Genomic DNA, 16,534 nt, shown 5'->3' on the forward strand with positions numbered 1-16,534 from the left:
GGCTAGACGCTCCTAAACTCAGGTGTTACATTCGGCCCCGCACTGGTTTCTCCATTGCCCCCTGCTAGCCGTCGCCGACGCACTCCTTTTCGAATAAGTACGCGATCCTGTCGCCTTCTCTGCGGCGCGGCCTCATTAAGCCAAAAGCTTAATTTCCCCCCTCCATAAATGATTACGTCATTCCTATATGAATCTGACTGAACTCAAGCAAAAGCCGATTACCGAACTGCTCGAATTGGCCGAACAGATGGGCATAGAAAATATGGCCCGTTCGCGCAAGCAGGACGTGATTTTCTCCCTGCTCAAGAAGCACGCGAAAAGCGGTGAGGAAATCTCCGGTGATGGCGTGCTGGAGATTCTCCAGGACGGCTTCGGCTTCCTGCGCTCCGCTGACGCTTCCTATCTCGCCGGCCCAGACGATATCTACGTCTCGCCGAGCCAGATCCGTCGTTTCAACTTGCGCACCGGTGACACCATCGTTGGCAAGATCCGCCCTCCAAAGGAAGGCGAGCGTTATTTCGCGCTGCTCAAGGTCGACACGATCAACTACGACCGTCCGGAAAACGCGAAAAACAAGATTCTCTTCGAGAACCTGACCCCGCTGTTCCCGACCGTGCGCATGAAAATGGAAGCCGGTAACGGTTCCACCGAAGACTTGACCGGTCGAGTCATCGACCTGTGCGCCCCGATCGGTAAAGGCCAGCGCGGTCTGATCGTTGCACCGCCGAAAGCGGGCAAGACGATCATGCTGCAGAACATTGCCGCGAATATCGCCCGTAACAACCCTGAAGTTCACCTGATCGTGCTGCTGATCGACGAACGTCCAGAAGAAGTAACCGAAATGCAGCGCACCGTGCGCGGCGAAGTGGTTGCCTCGACGTTCGACGAGCCGCCAACCCGCCACGTGCAGGTTGCCGAAATGGTGATTGAGAAGGCCAAGCGCCTGGTCGAGCACAAGAAAGACGTGGTGATCCTGCTCGACTCCATCACCCGTCTGGCTCGTGCCTACAACACCGTGATCCCGAGCTCCGGCAAGGTACTGACCGGTGGTGTCGATGCCCACGCCCTGGAGAAACCGAAGCGTTTCTTCGGCGCCGCGCGGAACATCGAAGAAGGCGGCTCGCTGACCATCATCGCCACCGCGCTGGTTGAAACCGGCTCGAAGATGGACGAAGTGATCTACGAGGAATTCAAAGGCACCGGCAACATGGAGCTGCCGCTGGATCGCCGTATCGCTGAAAAGCGCGTCTTCCCGGCCATCAACATCAACCGTTCCGGCACCCGCCGCGAAGAGTTGCTGACTGCCGACGACGAGCTGCAGCGCATGTGGATCCTGCGCAAGCTGCTGCACCCGATGGATGAAGTAGCTGCCATCGAGTTCCTGGTCGACAAGCTGAAAACGACCAAGACCAACGACGAATTCTTCCTGTCGATGAAGCGCAAGTAACATCGTCCGTTGAGTTCAAGAGAATGGCGTCCCGGTGGGGCGCCATTTTTTTGCCTGCAATTTTTTGCCCGGGCCATGGGATGTTTTTGATTGGCCAGGGTCAGTTGCTTGGCACTTCAACCAGCCGCGTTTGCAGTCATCGTCCGGGGACGATGCTCAAACGCGCTGAAAACAACGATCTGACTGGTTTATGTTTATGAGCACACTGGCTTATCGAAGGGATATCGACGGCTTGCGCGCGGTGGCGGTGATTGCTGTCGTGCTGTTTCATTTTGGCGTTCCCGGATTTACCGGCGGCTTTGTCGGCGTGGATGTGTTTTTCGTGATTTCCGGTTACCTGATCACCTCGATCATCTGGAATCAGCGCCAGGCCGGGCAATTCAGCTTCGTCGATTTCTGGGTCCGGCGTGCACGGCGGATTTTGCCGGCATTGTTCGCGATGATCATCGCGGTGCTGGCGGTCGGCTGGTTTTTGCTGGCACCGAAGGATTACGACGAGCTGGGGCGATCGGTGCGTTACCAGGTGATGTTTGTGTCCAACATCCTGTTCATGCGCCAGGACGGCTATTTCGATGTCGCCTCCGACCTGAAGCCCCTGCTGCACACCTGGTCGCTGGCGGTGGAGGAACAGTTTTACATCGTCTTCCCGTTGCTGCTGACACTGCTGTCGAGCCGTCTCAGGCATTGGCGACTGGCGCTGTTCGGCGTATTGCTGCTGTCCTTTGGCTTGAGCGTGTGGGCCGTCGCCCATCATCCGGAAAAAGCCTTCTTCCTGCTGCCGATGCGTGCGTGGGAACTGTTGGCCGGTGCGATGCTGGCGGTAGCGCCCAAGTCTGCATGGCGTCTCAAGCCGATGGCGGCGCAGTGGCTGAGCCTGCTCGGCATGGTGCTGATACTGTTGGCGGTGTTCGGTTATGACAAGGCCACGCCATTCCCGGGCGTCGCGGCGTTGCTTCCGGTGCTTGGTGTGGTGCTGCTGATTCTGGCCAACGGTCATCGTGAAACCTGGGCTGGTCAGTTTTTGAGCAGTCGGGTGATGGTCGGCCTCGGCCTGGTTTCTTATTCCTGGTACCTGTGGCACTGGCCGGTGTTCGTATTCTCCAGCTATGCCAGCGTCGGTGAACCGAGTGCTTTCGACAGTGCCGGGTTGATTCTGCTGACGCTGTTGCTGGGTTATCTGTCCTGGAAATTCGTCGAAACCCCGTTTCGTGAGCGTCGCCTGCTCGCCGGACGCCGACAGGTTCTGCTCGCCGGCGCCTGCGGTATCCTGCTGCTCGGCCTGGCCGGGCAAACCTTGCGATGGACCGACGGCTTGCCGTGGCGTCTGTCTGACCAGGCCCTGCAATACGCAAAGGGTCGCGAATGGCGGCCGGAGCTGATGGCCTGCCTGGCCGATGACAAGACGCCGGATGACAAGTTGTTCTGCCGTTATGGCGCACAAAATCGCCTGCCCCCAGCGCTTGTCTGGGGCGATAGTCATGCCACGGCATTGATCCCGGTTTTCGACGAGGGTGCCAAGGCCCATGGCGTCAACGTGATCCTGGCCAGTTCTCCCGGTTGTGTACCAGTCGATGGCCTGGAGCACGATGCGCGTTGTGCGCGGTTCAATCGGCGGGTTGAACAGGCCTTGGAGTCGCAAGCCGTCAGCGATGTGGTGTTGGTGGCGCACTGGAGCCTGTACCTCTATGGCGACGGCAAAGGCGATCTTGGTCACGCTCTGAAAAGCGCTGACGGGCACTACGACCGTGCCAGTGCCGAACAGCGTCTGGCCGATGGCTTGCGTAACCGGGTCGCGCAATTGCGTGCCGGCGGACATCGGGTCTGGCTGGTAAAAGAGGTGCCGTTGCAGCCCTTCAGCCCACCGTATCGCCTCACACGTCTGGCAATGCTGGACCGTCCGGTCGACGATGTCGGGCTGGCGCTCGCAGAGCACCACAAGCGCCAGGCATTCATCAGTCAATTGTTCGCACAACTGGCGCAAGACCCGGCGGTACGGGTGGTGGACCCGGCGCCGAGGTTATGTGACGCGAGCGGCCTGTGCCGCGCCGAACGCGGCGGCTACTCGTTGTACACCGATGACAATCACCTCTCGGAAGTCGGTGCGCGGTTCGTGGCGCCGATCCTCGAACCGCTGTTTGTCAGTCTGCAAGCCGGGGCAAACCCGGGGAAACCGCAGGTGAATGCATCCAGATAAGCAGCGATAAGCTGCCAGCGGCCGGCAGAGCAGGTAGGATGTACGCCTATTTTTCGGGTGCCATCATCAATGAAATTCAAGGATCTTCGGGATTTCGTGCAGCAGCTTGAGCAGCGCGGAGAGTTGAAACGCATCCAGATCCCCGTCTCTCCAGTGCTGGAGATGACCGAGGTGTGTGATCGCACGCTGCGTGCCAAAGGCCCGGCGCTGTTGTTCGAAAAGCCGACAGGCTATGACATCCCGGTGCTCGGCAACCTGTTCGGCACCCCCGAGCGGGTCGCCATGGGCATGGGTGCCGAGTCGGTCAGCGAGCTGCGCGAGATCGGCAAGCTGCTGGCGTTCCTCAAGGAACCCGAGCCGCCGAAGGGCCTGAAGGATGCCTGGTCCAAGCTGCCGATCTTCCGCAAGATCATTTCGATGGCGCCGAAAGTCGTCAAGGACGCGGTGTGCCAGGAAGTGGTCATCGAGGGTGACGACGTCGACCTGGCCATGTTGCCGGTGCAGACTTGCTGGCCGGGCGACGTCGGTCCTCTGATCACCTGGGGCCTGACCGTCACCAAAGGCCCGAACAAGGATCGCCAGAACCTTGGCATCTATCGTCAGCAAGTGATCGGTCGCAACAAGGTCATCATGCGCTGGCTGAGCCACCGTGGCGGCGCGCTGGATTACCGCGAGTGGTGCGAAAAGCACCCGGGCCAGCCGTTCCCGGTTTCTGTGGCACTGGGCGCTGACCCGGCGACCATCCTCGGTGCCGTGACCCCGGTGCCCGATAGCCTTTCCGAATACGCCTTCGCAGGCCTGCTGCGCGGTAACCGCACCGAGCTGGTGAAGTGCCGTGGCAACGACCTGCAAGTGCCGGCCACCGCCGAAATCATCCTCGAAGGCGTGATCCATCCGGGCGAGATGGCCGATGAAGGCCCGTACGGCGACCACACCGGTTACTACAACGAAGTCGACAGCTTCCCGGTGTTCACCGTCGAGCGCATCACCCACCGGATCAAACCGATCTACCACAGCACCTACACCGGCCGTCCACCGGATGAGCCGGCGATCCTCGGCGTGGCATTGAACGAAGTGTTCGTGCCGATCCTGCAGAAGCAGTTTCCGGAGATCACCGATTTCTACCTGCCGCCCGAAGGTTGCTCGTACCGCATGGCCATCGTGACCATGAAGAAGTCGTATCCGGGCCACGCCAAGCGGGTAATGCTGGGTGTCTGGTCGTTTTTGCGACAGTTCATGTACACCAAGTTCGTTATCGTCACCGACGACGATATCAACGCCCGGGACTGGAACGACGTGATCTGGGCCATCACCACGCGCATGGACCCCAAGCGCGACACGGTGATGATCGACAACACGCCGATCGACTACCTCGACTTCGCCTCGCCGGTGTCCGGCCTGGGGTCGAAAATGGGCCTTGATGCCACGCATAAATGGCCGGGCGAAACTACCCGTGAATGGGGTCGGGTCATCGTCAAGGACGATGCCGTGACCCAGCGGATCGATGCCATCTGGAATCAGTTAGGAATAGATTGATGCGTGTAACCTTGCAGCCCTCCGGAGCAATGCTTGAGATATTGCCCGGCGAGCGGATTCTCGATGGCGCACGACGTCTGGGCTACGAATGCCCGCAAAGCTGCCGCAACGGCAATTGCCACGTGTGCGCGGCGCTGCTGGTGGAAGGCCGGGTCGAGCAGGCTGGCAATGTGCGTGACCATGGCGAGTTCTACACTTGCATAGCGGAGCCGCTGGAAGACTGCATCGTGCTGTGGGATGGCGTGCTCGCGCTGGGAGAACTGCCGGTGCGCAGCGTGTCGTGTCAGGTCATTGAGTGCAAGGAGGTGGGCGGCGACACCTGGCGCGTGCGTCTGCGGGCTCCGGCCGGAAAACCGCCGCGTTACCACGCCGGTCAGTACCTGATGATCGAGCGCGAGAACGGCGAAAAGTCCGCATTCTCCCTCGCCTCGGCACCGCATGCGGGGCGCGACCTGGAAATCCACGTACTGGCGCGCGAATCCAGTGCGCTGAGCCTGATCGAACAGCTCCAGCGCAACAGCATGGTGCGGGTCGAGTTGCCGTTTGGCGATACCCACCTGGAGGAGTTGCCGGACGGTCCTCTCGTGCTGATCGCCGCTGGTACCGGCATGGGCCAGGTCCACGGCCTGATCGAACATTGCCGGGCCTCGGGTTTCAAGCATCCGGTGCATCTGTATTGGGGCGTGCGCCGTCCAGAAGACTTTTACCAGGTCGAGCATTGGGACGAATGGCTGAAGCTGCCCAACCTGTTCCTGCACAAAGTCGTCAGCGATCAATGTGGTTGGGAAGGGCGATGCGGCATGCTGCATGAAGCGGTCTGTGAAGACTTCCCTGACCTCAAGCCGTTGCATGTGTACGCCAGTGGCTCTCCGGCCATGGTCTACGGCACGCTGGATGCGCTGGTGGAAGCAGGGATGGACGCCCACCAGATGCGTGCCGACGTTTTTGCGTATGCGCCGCGCTCTTGAGCCGCGCTCTTTCGTTATAACTCTATATATAGCCAATCGGCATTTATAAACTTTTATAAATGTCGGTAGGTTATATCTCATTCAGGCATTTAAATAAGTACGGTGCCATGGCATTCAAATTGCCTTAAAACTTATGTGCCTTATTGTTACAGCTGTGCGTTCTATTAAGTAATTCTTCACCCGCGGGGAGCTGAACGCTATTCGCCATGAGCGCCATTGAATCCGCTTTTTTGAATCTGGCTTACCCTCCGCGGCTCGATCTGGGGCCGCAGCTCACTCACGAACAATTGCTCAGCTCGATGCAATCGACTATGGCGCGCCACAAGGGTGGGCCAGTATGGCTGTTTGCGTATGGTTCGCTGATCTGGCGCCCTGAATGCACGGCGGTTGAGCGGGTTCGCGGCCGGGTGCATGGCTATCATCGCGGGTTGTACCTGTGGTCCCACGAACATCGCGGCACACCGGAAATGCCCGGCCTGGTGTTTGGCCTGGATCGCGGCGGTTCTTGCAGCGGTTTCGCCTATCGCTTGCCCGAAGAGCAACTCGAAGCCTCGCTCTACGCACTGTGGCAGCGCGAGATGCCTTTCCCTTCCTACCGCCCGCACTGGCTAAACTGCCGTCTCGAAGATGGCAGCCAGGTTCAGGCATTGGGATTCGTTCTGGAACGGCACCTGCCCAGCTATGCCGGCAACTTGCCGGACCATGTGCTGAGCCATGTGTTCGAAAACGCCTGCGGGCGCTACGGCACCACTCGCGATTATGTCGAGCAGACCGCGCACGCCCTGCGCAGCCACGCCATGCCAGACCGGAATCTGGAGGCGCGGCTCAAGCGCTGTAAATCAACGGCCGATCAAGCGAGTGCTTCGCGGCCCTGACTGGCGATTTGTTTGTGCCGTAGTGTCGGGGCCAGGAAGGCCATCGCCAGCAGGCAGGCGCCGACCAGCAACACGAAACCGCCGTCCCAACCGAAATGGTCCACGGTGTAGCCCATCGCTGCACTGGCCGCGACCGAACCGCCCAAGTAACCGAACAGACCGGTAAAGCCCGCCGCCGTACCGGCAGCTTTCTTCGGTGCCAGTTCCAGCGCCTGCAAGCCGATCAGCATCACCGGGCCGTAGATCAGGAAGCCAATGGAAAGCAGCGCGATCATGTCGACCATCGGATTGCCGGCCGGGTTGAGCCAGTAAACCAGCGTCGCAACCGTCACCAATGCCATGAACACCATGCCGGTCAGGCCACGGTTGCCACGGAAGATCTTGTCCGACATCCAGCCGCACAGCAGCGTGCCCGGGATACCTGCCCACTCGTAGAAGAAGTACGCCCACGAGGTTTTATCCACAGTGAAACCCTTGGCTTCCTTGAGGTAGGTCGGCGCCCAGTCCAGCACGCCGTAGCGCAGCAGATAGACAAAGACGTTGGCCAGGGCGATGTACCAGAGCATTTTGTTGCGCAGCACGTATTTGACGAAGATTTCCTTGACGCTGAATTCCTCTTCGTGGCTGGCGTCGTAGCCTTCCGGGTAGTCGTTCTTGTATTGCTCGATCGGCGGCAGGCCAACCGATTGCGGGGTATCGCGCATGGTTACAAAGGCAAACACCGCTACCGCCAGCGCCACGGCTGCCGGCACATAGAACGCGGCGTGCCAGTCATTGAACAGGCCCATGCCGATCAGGAACAACGGACCAATCAGGCCACCGCCGACGTTGTGTGCCACGTTCCACACGGACACCACGCCGCCACGTTCCTTCTGCGACCACCAGTGCACCATGGTCCGGCCACTCGGCGGCCAACCCATGCCCTGCGCCCAGCCATTGATGAACAGCAGGATGAACATCATGGTCACGCTGGACGTCGCCCAGGGCGCGAAACCGAAAATGAACATCACCCCAGCCGACACCAGAAGGCCGAACGGCAGGAAGAAACGCGGGTTGGAACGGTCGGACACCAAGCCCATCAGAAACTTCGACAGACCGTAGGCAATCGCGATGGCGGACATCGCCAGGCCCAACTGACCACGGGAGTAGCCCTCGTCGATCAGGTACGGCATGGCCAGGGAGAAGTTCTTTCGCAGCAGGTAGTAACCGGCATAGCCAATGAAGATGCCGGCGAAAATCTGCCAGCGAAGGCGTCGGTAGGTGCTGTCTATTTTTTCTTCAGGCAATGGAGCCTGATGTGCGGCAGGACGAAAGAAAGCAAACATTCAAGAGCTCCAAATTTCTTGTTTTGACTGCGGATACGAATGTTACAGTTTCGTTACCGAAAATAGCACTGGTTCTCATCGGCAAAACAGCGGAAATGTTGGATATCGCGCGTTCCTTTATGAGCGTGTCGCTCAGATGTAAGCGAGGGGCGTTGTAGGAAGCGTTACCTGTTTAGTTGGCAGGCGCGTGGTGTACCTGAAATAGGGCAGGCCTTTAGGAAAGGTCCTTCGTTTAAAGCAGAAGTCATGGCGTTATGCCGAATGCCCTGGCGCTTTAACCTTTGTACTGTTGCCAGGTCTGGCGTTGCAGGCGAAGGGAGAGGGACATGCGGTGGTGGGTATGTGTGCTTTTGTTGGTGGCGTCCATGGATGTCAGGGCCGGGGAGGTGTTCCTGATACCCGAGCATAATCCGAAGCCGGTTTATCCGGTGGCGCTGCATCGGGCGGGTGTCACCGGCATGGTGCGTGTCAGCATGACTGTGAAGGCCGATGGATCAGTCAGTAATGCCGTGATTGCGCAAAGTGCACATCCCGAACTCGAAGAGGCATCATTGGCTGCAGTCAATCAATGGCGATTCAAGCCGTGGACAATTACCGAGGATCAACCTGCGCAAATCATCGTGGTCGCACCCATGGAATACAGGCTGGACAGAGAACATCCCTTCCATGTCAACAAGGAATTGGAGCGGCTGAAATGCAGTGCTATCGCACGGGCATCGCTGAACATCGCCGATTCCTCGTGGGTGGACCTGCCGGTTTTCAGCTGGACCCGCAGTTACCTGACGCACTCCCTTTCACCGACGCAATTGCCGGAGGAGAAGCGTCTGGCGCTGATTGCCAAGCTCAATAAAAGCGTCCCATCAATAGTCAGGCGCTGTAATACCTATCCCGCGGGCCGATACGTACGGTTTCTTCCAGAAGAGATAAGAGTGCTGTTATGATAAAAAAGCGCGGCAGCGTGACCGCGCTTTTATTGCAGATAGTGATTCAGCGAACCTGCACCACCACTTTCCCGACCGCTTTACGCTGGCCAAGATCATTGATGGCTTGGGCTGAATTGCTCAGCGGATAAACCTGCGACACCAGGGGCTTCAATTTGCCTTCGGCAAACCAGCTAAACAACTGCTGGAAGTTCGCCGCATTGTCTTGTGGCTGGCGTTGGGCGAACGAGCCCCAGAACACGCCGAGCACTGCCGCGCCCTTGAGCAGGGCCAGGTTGACCGGCAGCTCGGGAATGCGCCCGCTGGCGAAGCCGACCACCAGCAGGCGGCCGTTCCAGGCAATGGCGCGGATCGCCTGGTCGAACAGGTCGCCGCCCACCGGGTCGTAGATCACGTCGGCACCCTGGCCGTCGGTCAGGCGTTTGATTTCGTCCTTCAGGCTGGTTTCGCTGTAGTTGATCAGTTCGTCGGCGCCGGCGGCCTTGGCCACGGCGAGTTTCTCTGCGCTGCTGGCCGCGGCGATCACCCGGGCGCCCATGGCTTTGCCGATTTCCACCGCCGCCAGGCCGACACCGCCGGAGGCGCCAAGTACCAGCAGGGTTTCGCCCGGTTGCAGGTTGCCGCGCTGCTTGAGGGCGTGCATCGAGGTGCCGTAGGTCATGCTGAAGGCGGCGGCAGTGTTGAAGTCCATCGATGGCGGGATCGGCAGCGCGTTGTAGCCCGGCACGGCAACCTGCTCGGCAAAGCTGCCCCAGCCGGTCAGGGCCATGACCCGGTCACCGACTTTCAGGTGGCTGACTTTTTCACCCACTGCGCTGACCACGCCGGCCGCTTCACCACCCGGTGAAAACGGGAAGGGCGGCTTGAACTGGTATTTGCCCTCGATGATCAACGTGTCGGGGAAGTTCACCCCGGCGGCGTGCACGTCCAGCAGGATTTCGTTCTTCTTCGCGACAGGACTGGCGACGTCTTCCAGCACCAGCGATTCGGCAGGGCCGAAGGCTTTGCACAGCACGGCTTTCATCAGGGCTATTCCTTTGGGAGTGATGGCCGATAAGTGTAGGTGTATGGGTCGGCGGGTCAACGAGCATGCCCGGCCCTGATAGTCAGCCATAAGCTTGTGCTTGCGCGGCGGGTCGTTATGCTAGGCCGCAAACCGGATAAGGAGCGAATTTTGAAAGCGTGGATCATGTTGATGCTGGCCCTGTCCCTGCCTGTGGCAGCGGTGGCCGAAGAAGCCAAAGAAGATGCTGCTCCGAAGGTCAGCTACATCACCCTGAGCCCGCCGTTCGTGGGTAACTACGGGCTGGACGGCACGCCGAAACTCAAGGTCTACAAGGCCGACGTGGCGTTGCGGGTGACCGGTGACGAGGCCGCCAAGGCGGTGAAGGCCAATGAGCCGTTGATCCGCAATCAATTGGTCGCGCTGTTCGCCCAGCAGACCACCGAGACGATGAACAATGTCGAGGCCAAGGAAAAGCTGCGTCAGGAAGCGTTGAAGCAGACCCAGCAGGTGATGAACGACGAAACCGGCAAGCCGGTGGTTGAGGATCTGTTGTTTAACAACTTGATCATTCAGTAAGACTTCTATTGCTTGATTTGACGTCATCGCGAGATTGCTCGCGATGAGGCCTGTCCAGGCGATAAATGGCTCAGGGCTTTAAAGCAATCACCGCCGCCCACTGCTCCGCCGTCACTGGCATCACCGACAACCGCGAGCCTTTCTGCACCAGCGGCAACTCGGCCAGCGCCGTCTGCTGCTTCAGATAATCCAGTTTCAGCACCCGGGCAAACGACTCGACATGCGCGACATCGATCGCGCTCCAGGCGTTTTTGTCCGTAGTTGCCTTGGGGTCGTAGTAATGACTTTCCGGTTCTAGCGCCGTCGGGTCCGGGTACGCGGCTTCGACAATCCTGCCAATTCCGGCGATGCCCGGTTCAGGGCAGCTGGAGTGATAGAAAAAGAACTCATCCCCCACCGCCATGGCCCGCAGGAAATTGCGTGCCTGATAGTTGCGAACCCCATCCCAGCGCGCTTTGCCGAGCTTTTCCAGCCCTTTGATCGAGAGTTCGTCGGGCTCGGATTTCATCAGCCAATAGGCCATGTCTTTTGCTCCTTGCGTGGTGATTGAGCAGCTTGTCGGCGATTTTATGACAAACCGACAGTCGGTTGACGTCAGCATTTGCGCAGCGGTTCACGTTGCCGCAAAATGCCGGCCTTTAGAGCTTGACGCTGCTGCACGGCCTACAAACGGAAACCGCTGCTGTCATCGTGTTGATGTGCCTTTGGGGGGCAATCGATGAAACGCAAACCGGATTTACTATGGATTTTGGTCATTTTGTTTGGCCTTGGTGTCGTGACCACTGGCTATGCCCAAAGCCTGTGGGCCAACAAGACCGATGCACCGGTCGAGCTCGCCCAACTGCAGCAACAGTCGACCGCCTTCAAGCGCTGATCCTGTTGCCTCGGCGCCGCTGATCGAAGTGGCGTCTAGCCTGCGTAATACCAGGCCTTGTCCGTCACCGTTCCTTGCAGCGGCACATCCCAGCTCGCTTGAGCCAATCGCTCCACCTTCTGACATTCATGGGCCAGCCCCAACAGCGTCGGCTTGCGCCAGTCATTTCGTCGCGCCAGGTAGGCCAGGCTCCGATCGTAGAAGCCACCGCCCATCCCCAGGCGTCCGCCTACATCGTCAAAACCCACCAATGGCAACAGCACCAGATCCAGCGCCCAGATCTTGCGCTGCCGGGCGAGGTTGGCCCGTGGTTCGAGAATGCGGAAGCGGTTGGGTTTGAGTTTTTCCCCGGGACGGATGCGCTGGAACACCATTTTGGTTCGCGGCCAGGCGCTCAGCACCGGTAGATAGGTGGCTTTGCCCCGGCGCTGTGCGGCGCGCAGCAACAGGCGCGGATCGATTTCACCGTCGGTGGGCAGGTAGAGCGAGATGTGTCTGGCGCGGCGGAACAGCGGTTGCTGGGCCAATTGCTTGTACAGCCCGCGAGCGGCCTGGCGCTGCTGACTGGGAGTCAGTGCGCGGCGGGCCTTGCGCAGCATGCGTCGAAGTTGCGGGCGGGGGAGCAGCGCAGGTTCGGTCATGTATTCGGGCTTCAACAATGCGGATACGTGAAGCGTACCCGTAAAAACGCCAATGCCGGTATCAAAACCGGCATTGGACTGAAATCAGGCTCCCCGAATGTGCCGCTGTCAACTTAGCCCTTGAACCCGAAAGTTCAAGGTGGAAGATGCAGTAGGCTTTAAGGCTTTCCGTCTAGCGGACATGCACACCAGCCCAACGTGCAACCTCCAGGGTATAGCAAATCGGCTCAGGGACATCGCCAACTGGCAAGCACCCCAGGGAGTGAGGGGATTATACCGCAAGCGGCGACGCGAATCAGCCTTTGGTGACGTCCGGATCGGTGGCGAGTGCCAGATCGACGCGATCGAGCAGGTCACGCACCTGTTCGCGGGTCGATCCGCTGGCCTGGATATCCGGGCGTTCTTCCTTGTGCAGCAGGTCGTGGGTGATGTTCAGCGCGGCCATCACGGCGATACGGTCGGCGCCGATGACTTTGCCGCTGCTGCGGATCTCGCGCATCTTGCCGTCCAGATAACGGGCGGCGCTGACCAGATTACTGCGCTCTTCCTGAGGGCAGATGATCGAATACTCTTTGTCGAGGATCTGCACGGTGACGCTATTGCTTGAACTCATGAGTCTTGCTCCAGGGCCTTGAGGCGCGAAATCATCGATTCGACCTTACGCCGGGCGATTTCGTTTTTTTCAATGAGGTGCGCGCGTTCCTCGCGCCAGGTCTTTTCCTGAGCTAGTAAGAGTCCGTTTTGACTCTTAAGTTGCTCGACTCGGGTAATCAGCAGCTCGAGTCTGGCCATCAGCGCTTGCAGGTCGGTGTCTTCCATTGTCTTCACTGTCTGATGGGTGTTGGACTGTAGGAGCGAACTTGCTCGCGATGAACCTGAGAACGCCGCGGGGTGTCAGGTACCCAGCGTTATCGTTGACGACCATCGCGAGCAAGCTCGCTCCTACAGGGGTAGTCGATGTAGGATACAAGGCCTTCATTCTAGACATAGCGCCGTCTGGCGCCTAGCTGCCCATGACCATTCAGAATTCCCCGTACCAAGCCTTCGCCACCCTGCTGACTTCCAGCGGTCACAACGTCTCGCCTGCTGAACTGCACGGCCTGTTGCTCGGCCGCAGCTGCGCCGGCGCCGGTTTCGACGCCGAAGGCTGGCTGATCGACGCCGCCGAACTGCTCGAAAGCGAGCCGCAGGACAACGTTCGCAACGCCCTGATCGGCCTGCAAGCGATGGTAAAAGGCGAGCTCACCGGCGATGACGTGACCGTCGTTCTGCTGTTGCCCACCGACGACGCTCCGCTCACCGAGCGTGCCGCTGCACTGGGCGAGTGGTGCCAGGGCTTCCTCAGTGGCTTTGGCTTGAACTGCCGTGACAGCAGCGCCCTGAGCACCGAGGCAACCGAGGTGCTGCAGGATCTGGCGGCCATTTCCCAGGTGCAAGATGCCCTGGAAGAGTCCGACGACGGCGAAAACGACTATATGGAAGTCATGGAGTACCTGCGCGTCGCACCGCTGCTGCTGTTCTCCGAGACCAAAAAAGACGTGCCGGCCGCCGCCAAACCGTCTTTGCACTAATCGTAAGACAGGGAAAACCATCTGCCCATGATCCACATCCCGAAATCGGAATACAGCCGTCGCCGCAAGGCCCTGATGGCGCAGATGGAACCCAACAGCATCGCCATCCTGCCCGCCGCCGCGGTGGCCATTCGTAACCGCGACGTCGAGCACGTCTACCGCCAGGACAGCGACTTCCAGTACCTCAGCGGTTTTCCCGAGCCTCAGGCCGTACTGGTGCTGATGCCGGGGCGCGTACATGGCGAATACATCCTGTTCTGCCGCGAACGCAACGCCGAGCGCGAGCTGTGGGATGGCCTGCGTGCCGGGCAGGAAGGCGCGATTCGCGACTTCGGCGCCGACGACGCCTTTCCGATCACCGATATCGACGACATCCTGCCGGGCCTGATCGAAGGCCGTGACCGGGTGTATTCGGCCATGGGCAGCAACCCCGAATTCGACCGCCACCTGATGGAGTGGATCAACGTGATCCGCTCCAAGGCCAACCTCGGTGCCCAGCCGCCGAACGAATTCGTTGCCCTGGATCATCAGCTGCATGACATGCGCCTGTATAAATCGGCGGCAGAAGTGAAAGTGATGCGCGAGGCGGCGCGGATTTCCGCCCAGGCGCACGTACGGGCAATGCAGGCCTGTCGCTCCGGATTGCACGAATTCAGCCTGGAAGCCGAGCTCGATTACGAATTCCGCAAGGGCGGGGCGAAGATGCCGGCCTACGGGTCGATCGTCGCGGCGGGGCGCAACAGCTGCATCCTGCATTACCAGCAGAATGACGCGCTACTCAAGGACGGGGATCTGGTGCTGATCGACGCCGGTTGCGAGATCGACTGCTACGCCAGCGACATCACCCGGACCTTTCCGGTCAGCGGCAAGTATTCAGCGGAACAGAAAGCGATTTACGAATTGGTGCTGGCCTCCCAGGAAGCCGCCTTTGCTGAAATCGCCCCGAACAAGCACTGGAATCAGGCGCACGAGGCCACGGTCCGGGTCATCACGGCCGGGCTGGTCAAGCTGGGTCTGCTGCGGGGCGACGTTGACGAACTGATCGCCAGCGAAGCCTACAAGGCGTTTTACATGCACCGCGCCGGCCATTGGCTGGGCATGGATGTGCATGACGTCGGCGAATACAAGGTAGGCGGCGAGTGGCGCGTGCTGGAAGTCGGCATGGCGTTGACCGTGGAGCCGGGGATCTATATCGCCCCGGACAACCAGAATGTTGCGAAGAAATGGCGCGGCATTGGCGTGCGCATCGAGGACGACGTAGTGGTCACCAAAACCGGCTGTGAAATATTGACGAACGGCGTGCCGAAAACCGTCGCCGAAATCGAGGCCCTGATGGCCGCGGCGCGGACACAGGCAGCATGAGTCGAGTCAACCTGGCTATCATCGGTGGCGGGCTGGTCGGTGCAAGCCTGGCACTGGCGCTTCAGGCCGGCGCCAAGGCCCGAGGCTGGAAGATCGTGTTGATCGAGCCGTTCGCCCCTGGCGACAGCTATCAACCGAGTTACGATGCCCGTTCCTCGGCGTTGTCCTTCGGTTCGCGACAAGTCTATCAACGGCTGGGCGTCTGGCAGGAAGTCTCTCGCCGCGCCGAGCCGATCAAGCAGATTCATGTTTCCGACCGTGGTCGGTTCTCGACGGCGCGGTTGTCGGCGATGGAAGAGGGGGTTCCAGCGCTGGGTTATGTCGTTGAAAACGCCTGGCTCGGCCAATGCCTGTGGCAAGGCCTGGACAAGGACGTGATCAGTTGGCGCTGCCCGGCGGAAGTCACCCGCATGGAGCCGCTGACCGACGGCTACCGCCTGACCCTGAACGATGAAACCACCCTGGAGTGCGACCTCGCGGTGCTCGCCGATGGCGGACGCTCCGGTTTGCGCGAGCAACTGGGGATCGGCATCCGCAAGCGTCCGTACAACCAGAGCGCGCTGATCGCCAACATCACCCCGAGCGAAGCGCACAACGGCATGGCCTTTGAACGTTTCACCGACGAAGGCCCGATGGCGTTGCTGCCGCTTCCGGATAATCGCTGCGCACTGGTCTGGACCCGCCTGGGCATGGACGCGCAACGCCTGGCGGCCCTCGATGAGCGCAGCTTCCTCAGCGAGTTGCAGGGTGTGTTCGGTTATCGCCTCGGTACCTTGAAGCAGGTGGGTGCGCGGCATCTGTATCCGCTGACGCTGGTCGAGGCCGAAGAGCAGGTGCGCCCGCATCTGGCGATTCTCGGCAACGCGGCGCACAGCCTGCATCCGATTGCCGGCCAGGGGTTCAACCTGTCCCTGCGCGATGCCCAGGCCCTGGCCGATGCCTTGCTCGCCAGCGAAAAACCATTGGGCGACTTCGCCACGTTGCAGGCCTATCGCGAACGCCAGCGTCTCGATCAGGACCTCACCGTGGGCTTCTCCGATCAGGTCACGCGCCTGTTCGGCAGCACCCAGCCGCTGGTGTCCCTGGGGCGCAACATCGGCCTGCTCGGCCTCGATCTGCTGCCACCGGCCAAACGCTGGTTTGCCCGGCAGGCGATGGGGTTGGGTACCCGTTCAGATGCGTGACTGGCTGATCCGCCGATTCGGCATGGCGCGATTG

Annotated in this window: 17 protein-coding genes and 1 other RNA gene; 11 read left to right on the forward strand and 7 right to left on the reverse strand. The window is 60.1% G+C overall.

The window, feature by feature from the left end:
- The first annotated feature begins 187 nt into the window (after positions 1–187).
- From rho to KGB07_RS09020, 5 genes are all read left to right on the forward strand, one after another.
- A complete protein-coding gene (gene rho / locus KGB07_RS09000) occupies positions 188–1,447 on the forward strand; it encodes a transcription termination factor Rho (RefSeq protein ID WP_046039047.1) in 1,260 nt (419 codons plus the stop codon).
- A gap of 196 nt (positions 1,448–1,643) precedes the next feature.
- On the forward strand, positions 1,644–3,641 hold the full coding sequence (locus KGB07_RS09005) for an acyltransferase family protein (protein WP_223465236.1): 1,998 nt from the start codon (positions 1,644–1,646) through the stop codon (positions 3,639–3,641).
- A 69-nt stretch (positions 3,642–3,710) separates the two neighbouring features.
- Complete coding sequence (ubiD, locus tag KGB07_RS09010; RefSeq protein WP_008048693.1) at positions 3,711–5,177, forward strand: 4-hydroxy-3-polyprenylbenzoate decarboxylase; 1,467 nt, start codon at positions 3,711–3,713, stop codon at positions 5,175–5,177.
- A complete protein-coding gene (locus KGB07_RS09015; protein ID WP_223465237.1) occupies positions 5,177–6,145 on the forward strand; it encodes a CDP-6-deoxy-delta-3,4-glucoseen reductase in 969 nt (322 codons plus the stop codon). The genes ubiD and KGB07_RS09015 overlap by 1 nt, the downstream gene beginning before the upstream one ends.
- Before the next feature lie 206 nt (positions 6,146–6,351).
- Positions 6,352–7,020, forward strand: a complete 669-nt coding sequence (locus KGB07_RS09020) for a gamma-glutamylcyclotransferase (protein ID WP_223443898.1) — start codon at positions 6,352–6,354, stop codon at positions 7,018–7,020.
- Here KGB07_RS09020 and glpT read toward each other — a convergent pair.
- Positions 6,996–8,345 (reverse strand): glycerol-3-phosphate transporter, encoded by a 1,350-nt coding sequence (gene glpT / locus KGB07_RS09025; RefSeq protein ID WP_223465239.1) that lies wholly within the window; start codon positions 8,343–8,345, stop codon positions 6,996–6,998. The genes KGB07_RS09020 and glpT overlap by 25 nt on opposite strands.
- Positions 8,346–8,671: 326 nt before the next feature.
- Here glpT and KGB07_RS09030 point away from each other — a divergent pair, with 326 nt between their 5' ends.
- Complete coding sequence (locus KGB07_RS09030) at positions 8,672–9,286, forward strand: energy transducer TonB (RefSeq protein ID WP_223465240.1); 615 nt, start codon at positions 8,672–8,674, stop codon at positions 9,284–9,286.
- Positions 9,287–9,332: 46 nt separating this feature from the next.
- Here the strand turns inward: KGB07_RS09030 and KGB07_RS09035 are convergent, their stop codons facing one another.
- Positions 9,333–10,310, reverse strand: a complete 978-nt coding sequence (locus KGB07_RS09035) for an NADPH:quinone oxidoreductase family protein (protein WP_046039058.1) — start codon at positions 10,308–10,310, stop codon at positions 9,333–9,335.
- 150 nt (positions 10,311–10,460) lie between these two features.
- Here KGB07_RS09035 and KGB07_RS09040 point away from each other — a divergent pair, with 150 nt between their 5' ends.
- On the forward strand, positions 10,461–10,868 hold the full coding sequence (locus KGB07_RS09040; RefSeq protein WP_032829534.1) for a flagellar basal body-associated protein FliL: 408 nt from the start codon (positions 10,461–10,463) through the stop codon (positions 10,866–10,868).
- 70 nt (positions 10,869–10,938) lie between these two features.
- Here KGB07_RS09040 and KGB07_RS09045 read toward each other — a convergent pair whose 3' ends face one another.
- The gene (locus tag KGB07_RS09045; protein ID WP_046039059.1) at positions 10,939–11,391 is read right to left on the reverse strand and encodes an EVE domain-containing protein; all 453 of its coding nucleotides are present in this window, start codon (positions 11,389–11,391) and stop codon (positions 10,939–10,941) included.
- Positions 11,392–11,586: 195 nt separating this feature from the next.
- On the opposite strand from KGB07_RS09045, the gene KGB07_RS09050 reads away from it, so the two are divergent.
- On the forward strand, positions 11,587–11,742 hold the full coding sequence (locus KGB07_RS09050; RefSeq protein WP_007982896.1) for a hypothetical protein: 156 nt from the start codon (positions 11,587–11,589) through the stop codon (positions 11,740–11,742).
- A 35-nt stretch (positions 11,743–11,777) separates the two neighbouring features.
- Here the strand turns inward: KGB07_RS09050 and KGB07_RS09055 are convergent, their stop codons facing one another.
- The 4 genes from KGB07_RS09055 to KGB07_RS09070 form a co-directional block, all read right to left on the reverse strand.
- On the reverse strand, positions 11,778–12,383 hold the full coding sequence (locus KGB07_RS09055) for a 5-formyltetrahydrofolate cyclo-ligase (RefSeq protein WP_046039060.1): 606 nt from the start codon (positions 12,381–12,383) through the stop codon (positions 11,778–11,780).
- Between the two features lie 86 nt (positions 12,384–12,469).
- Positions 12,470–12,648, reverse strand: a non-coding RNA gene (gene ssrS / locus KGB07_RS09060) — 6S RNA.
- Positions 12,649–12,678: 30 nt separating this feature from the next.
- Positions 12,679–12,996 (reverse strand): cell division protein ZapA, encoded by a 318-nt coding sequence (locus tag KGB07_RS09065; protein ID WP_007982900.1) that lies wholly within the window; start codon positions 12,994–12,996, stop codon positions 12,679–12,681.
- Positions 12,993–13,202, reverse strand: a complete 210-nt coding sequence (locus tag KGB07_RS09070; RefSeq protein WP_007982902.1) for a TIGR02449 family protein — start codon at positions 13,200–13,202, stop codon at positions 12,993–12,995. Before KGB07_RS09070 ends, KGB07_RS09065 begins: the two co-directional genes overlap by 4 nt.
- 194 nt (positions 13,203–13,396) lie before the next feature.
- Here KGB07_RS09070 and KGB07_RS09080 point away from each other — a divergent pair, with 194 nt between their 5' ends.
- Genes KGB07_RS09080 through ubiH form a run of 3 tightly spaced genes read left to right on the forward strand, consistent with a single transcriptional unit; the run spans position 13,397 to position 16,500 of the window.
- Positions 13,397–13,954 carry a YecA family protein gene (locus KGB07_RS09080; protein ID WP_046039061.1) on the forward strand — a complete coding sequence of 186 codons (558 nt, stop codon included), beginning with the start codon at positions 13,397–13,399 and terminating at the stop codon, positions 13,952–13,954.
- A 27-nt stretch (positions 13,955–13,981) separates the two neighbouring features.
- Complete coding sequence (gene pepP, locus KGB07_RS09085) at positions 13,982–15,316, forward strand: Xaa-Pro aminopeptidase (RefSeq protein WP_046039063.1); 1,335 nt, start codon at positions 13,982–13,984, stop codon at positions 15,314–15,316.
- Complete coding sequence (gene ubiH, locus KGB07_RS09090; RefSeq protein WP_223465241.1) at positions 15,313–16,500, forward strand: 2-octaprenyl-6-methoxyphenyl hydroxylase; 1,188 nt, start codon at positions 15,313–15,315, stop codon at positions 16,498–16,500. Before pepP ends, ubiH begins: the two co-directional genes overlap by 4 nt.
- Positions 16,501–16,534: the final 34 nt, after the last annotated feature.

This window comes from Pseudomonas sp. GL-RE-26, from assembly GCF_019956275.1.
In the GTDB taxonomy this organism is placed as follows: Bacteria; Pseudomonadota; Gammaproteobacteria; order Pseudomonadales; family Pseudomonadaceae; genus Aquipseudomonas; species Aquipseudomonas grandcourensis.

Coding starts and splice junctions, on each gene's coding strand:
- rho (WP_046039047.1), top strand. CDS start 188: ATGAATCTGACTGAACTCAAGCAAAAGCCGATTACCGAACTGCTCGAA.
- KGB07_RS09005 (WP_223465236.1), top strand. CDS start 1,644: ATGAGCACACTGGCTTATCGAAGGGATATCGACGGCTTGCGCGCGGTG.
- ubiD (WP_008048693.1), top strand. CDS start 3,711: ATGAAATTCAAGGATCTTCGGGATTTCGTGCAGCAGCTTGAGCAGCGC.
- KGB07_RS09015 (WP_223465237.1), top strand. CDS start 5,177: ATGCGTGTAACCTTGCAGCCCTCCGGAGCAATGCTTGAGATATTGCCC.
- KGB07_RS09020 (WP_223443898.1), top strand. CDS start 6,352: ATGAGCGCCATTGAATCCGCTTTTTTGAATCTGGCTTACCCTCCGCGG.
- glpT (WP_223465239.1), bottom strand. CDS start 8,345: ATGTTTGCTTTCTTTCGTCCTGCCGCACATCAGGCTCCATTGCCTGAA.
- KGB07_RS09030 (WP_223465240.1), top strand. CDS start 8,672: ATGCGGTGGTGGGTATGTGTGCTTTTGTTGGTGGCGTCCATGGATGTC.
- KGB07_RS09035 (WP_046039058.1), bottom strand. CDS start 10,310: ATGAAAGCCGTGCTGTGCAAAGCCTTCGGCCCTGCCGAATCGCTGGTG.
- KGB07_RS09045 (WP_046039059.1), bottom strand. CDS start 11,391: ATGGCCTATTGGCTGATGAAATCCGAGCCCGACGAACTCTCGATCAAA.
- KGB07_RS09050 (WP_007982896.1), top strand. CDS start 11,587: ATGAAACGCAAACCGGATTTACTATGGATTTTGGTCATTTTGTTTGGC.
- KGB07_RS09055 (WP_046039060.1), bottom strand. CDS start 12,383: ATGACCGAACCTGCGCTGCTCCCCCGCCCGCAACTTCGACGCATGCTG.
- KGB07_RS09065 (WP_007982900.1), bottom strand. CDS start 12,996: ATGAGTTCAAGCAATAGCGTCACCGTGCAGATCCTCGACAAAGAGTAT.
- KGB07_RS09070 (WP_007982902.1), bottom strand. CDS start 13,202: ATGGAAGACACCGACCTGCAAGCGCTGATGGCCAGACTCGAGCTGCTG.
- KGB07_RS09080 (WP_046039061.1), top strand. CDS start 13,397: ATGACCATTCAGAATTCCCCGTACCAAGCCTTCGCCACCCTGCTGACT.
- pepP (WP_046039063.1), top strand. CDS start 13,982: ATGATCCACATCCCGAAATCGGAATACAGCCGTCGCCGCAAGGCCCTG.
- ubiH (WP_223465241.1), top strand. CDS start 15,313: ATGAGTCGAGTCAACCTGGCTATCATCGGTGGCGGGCTGGTCGGTGCA.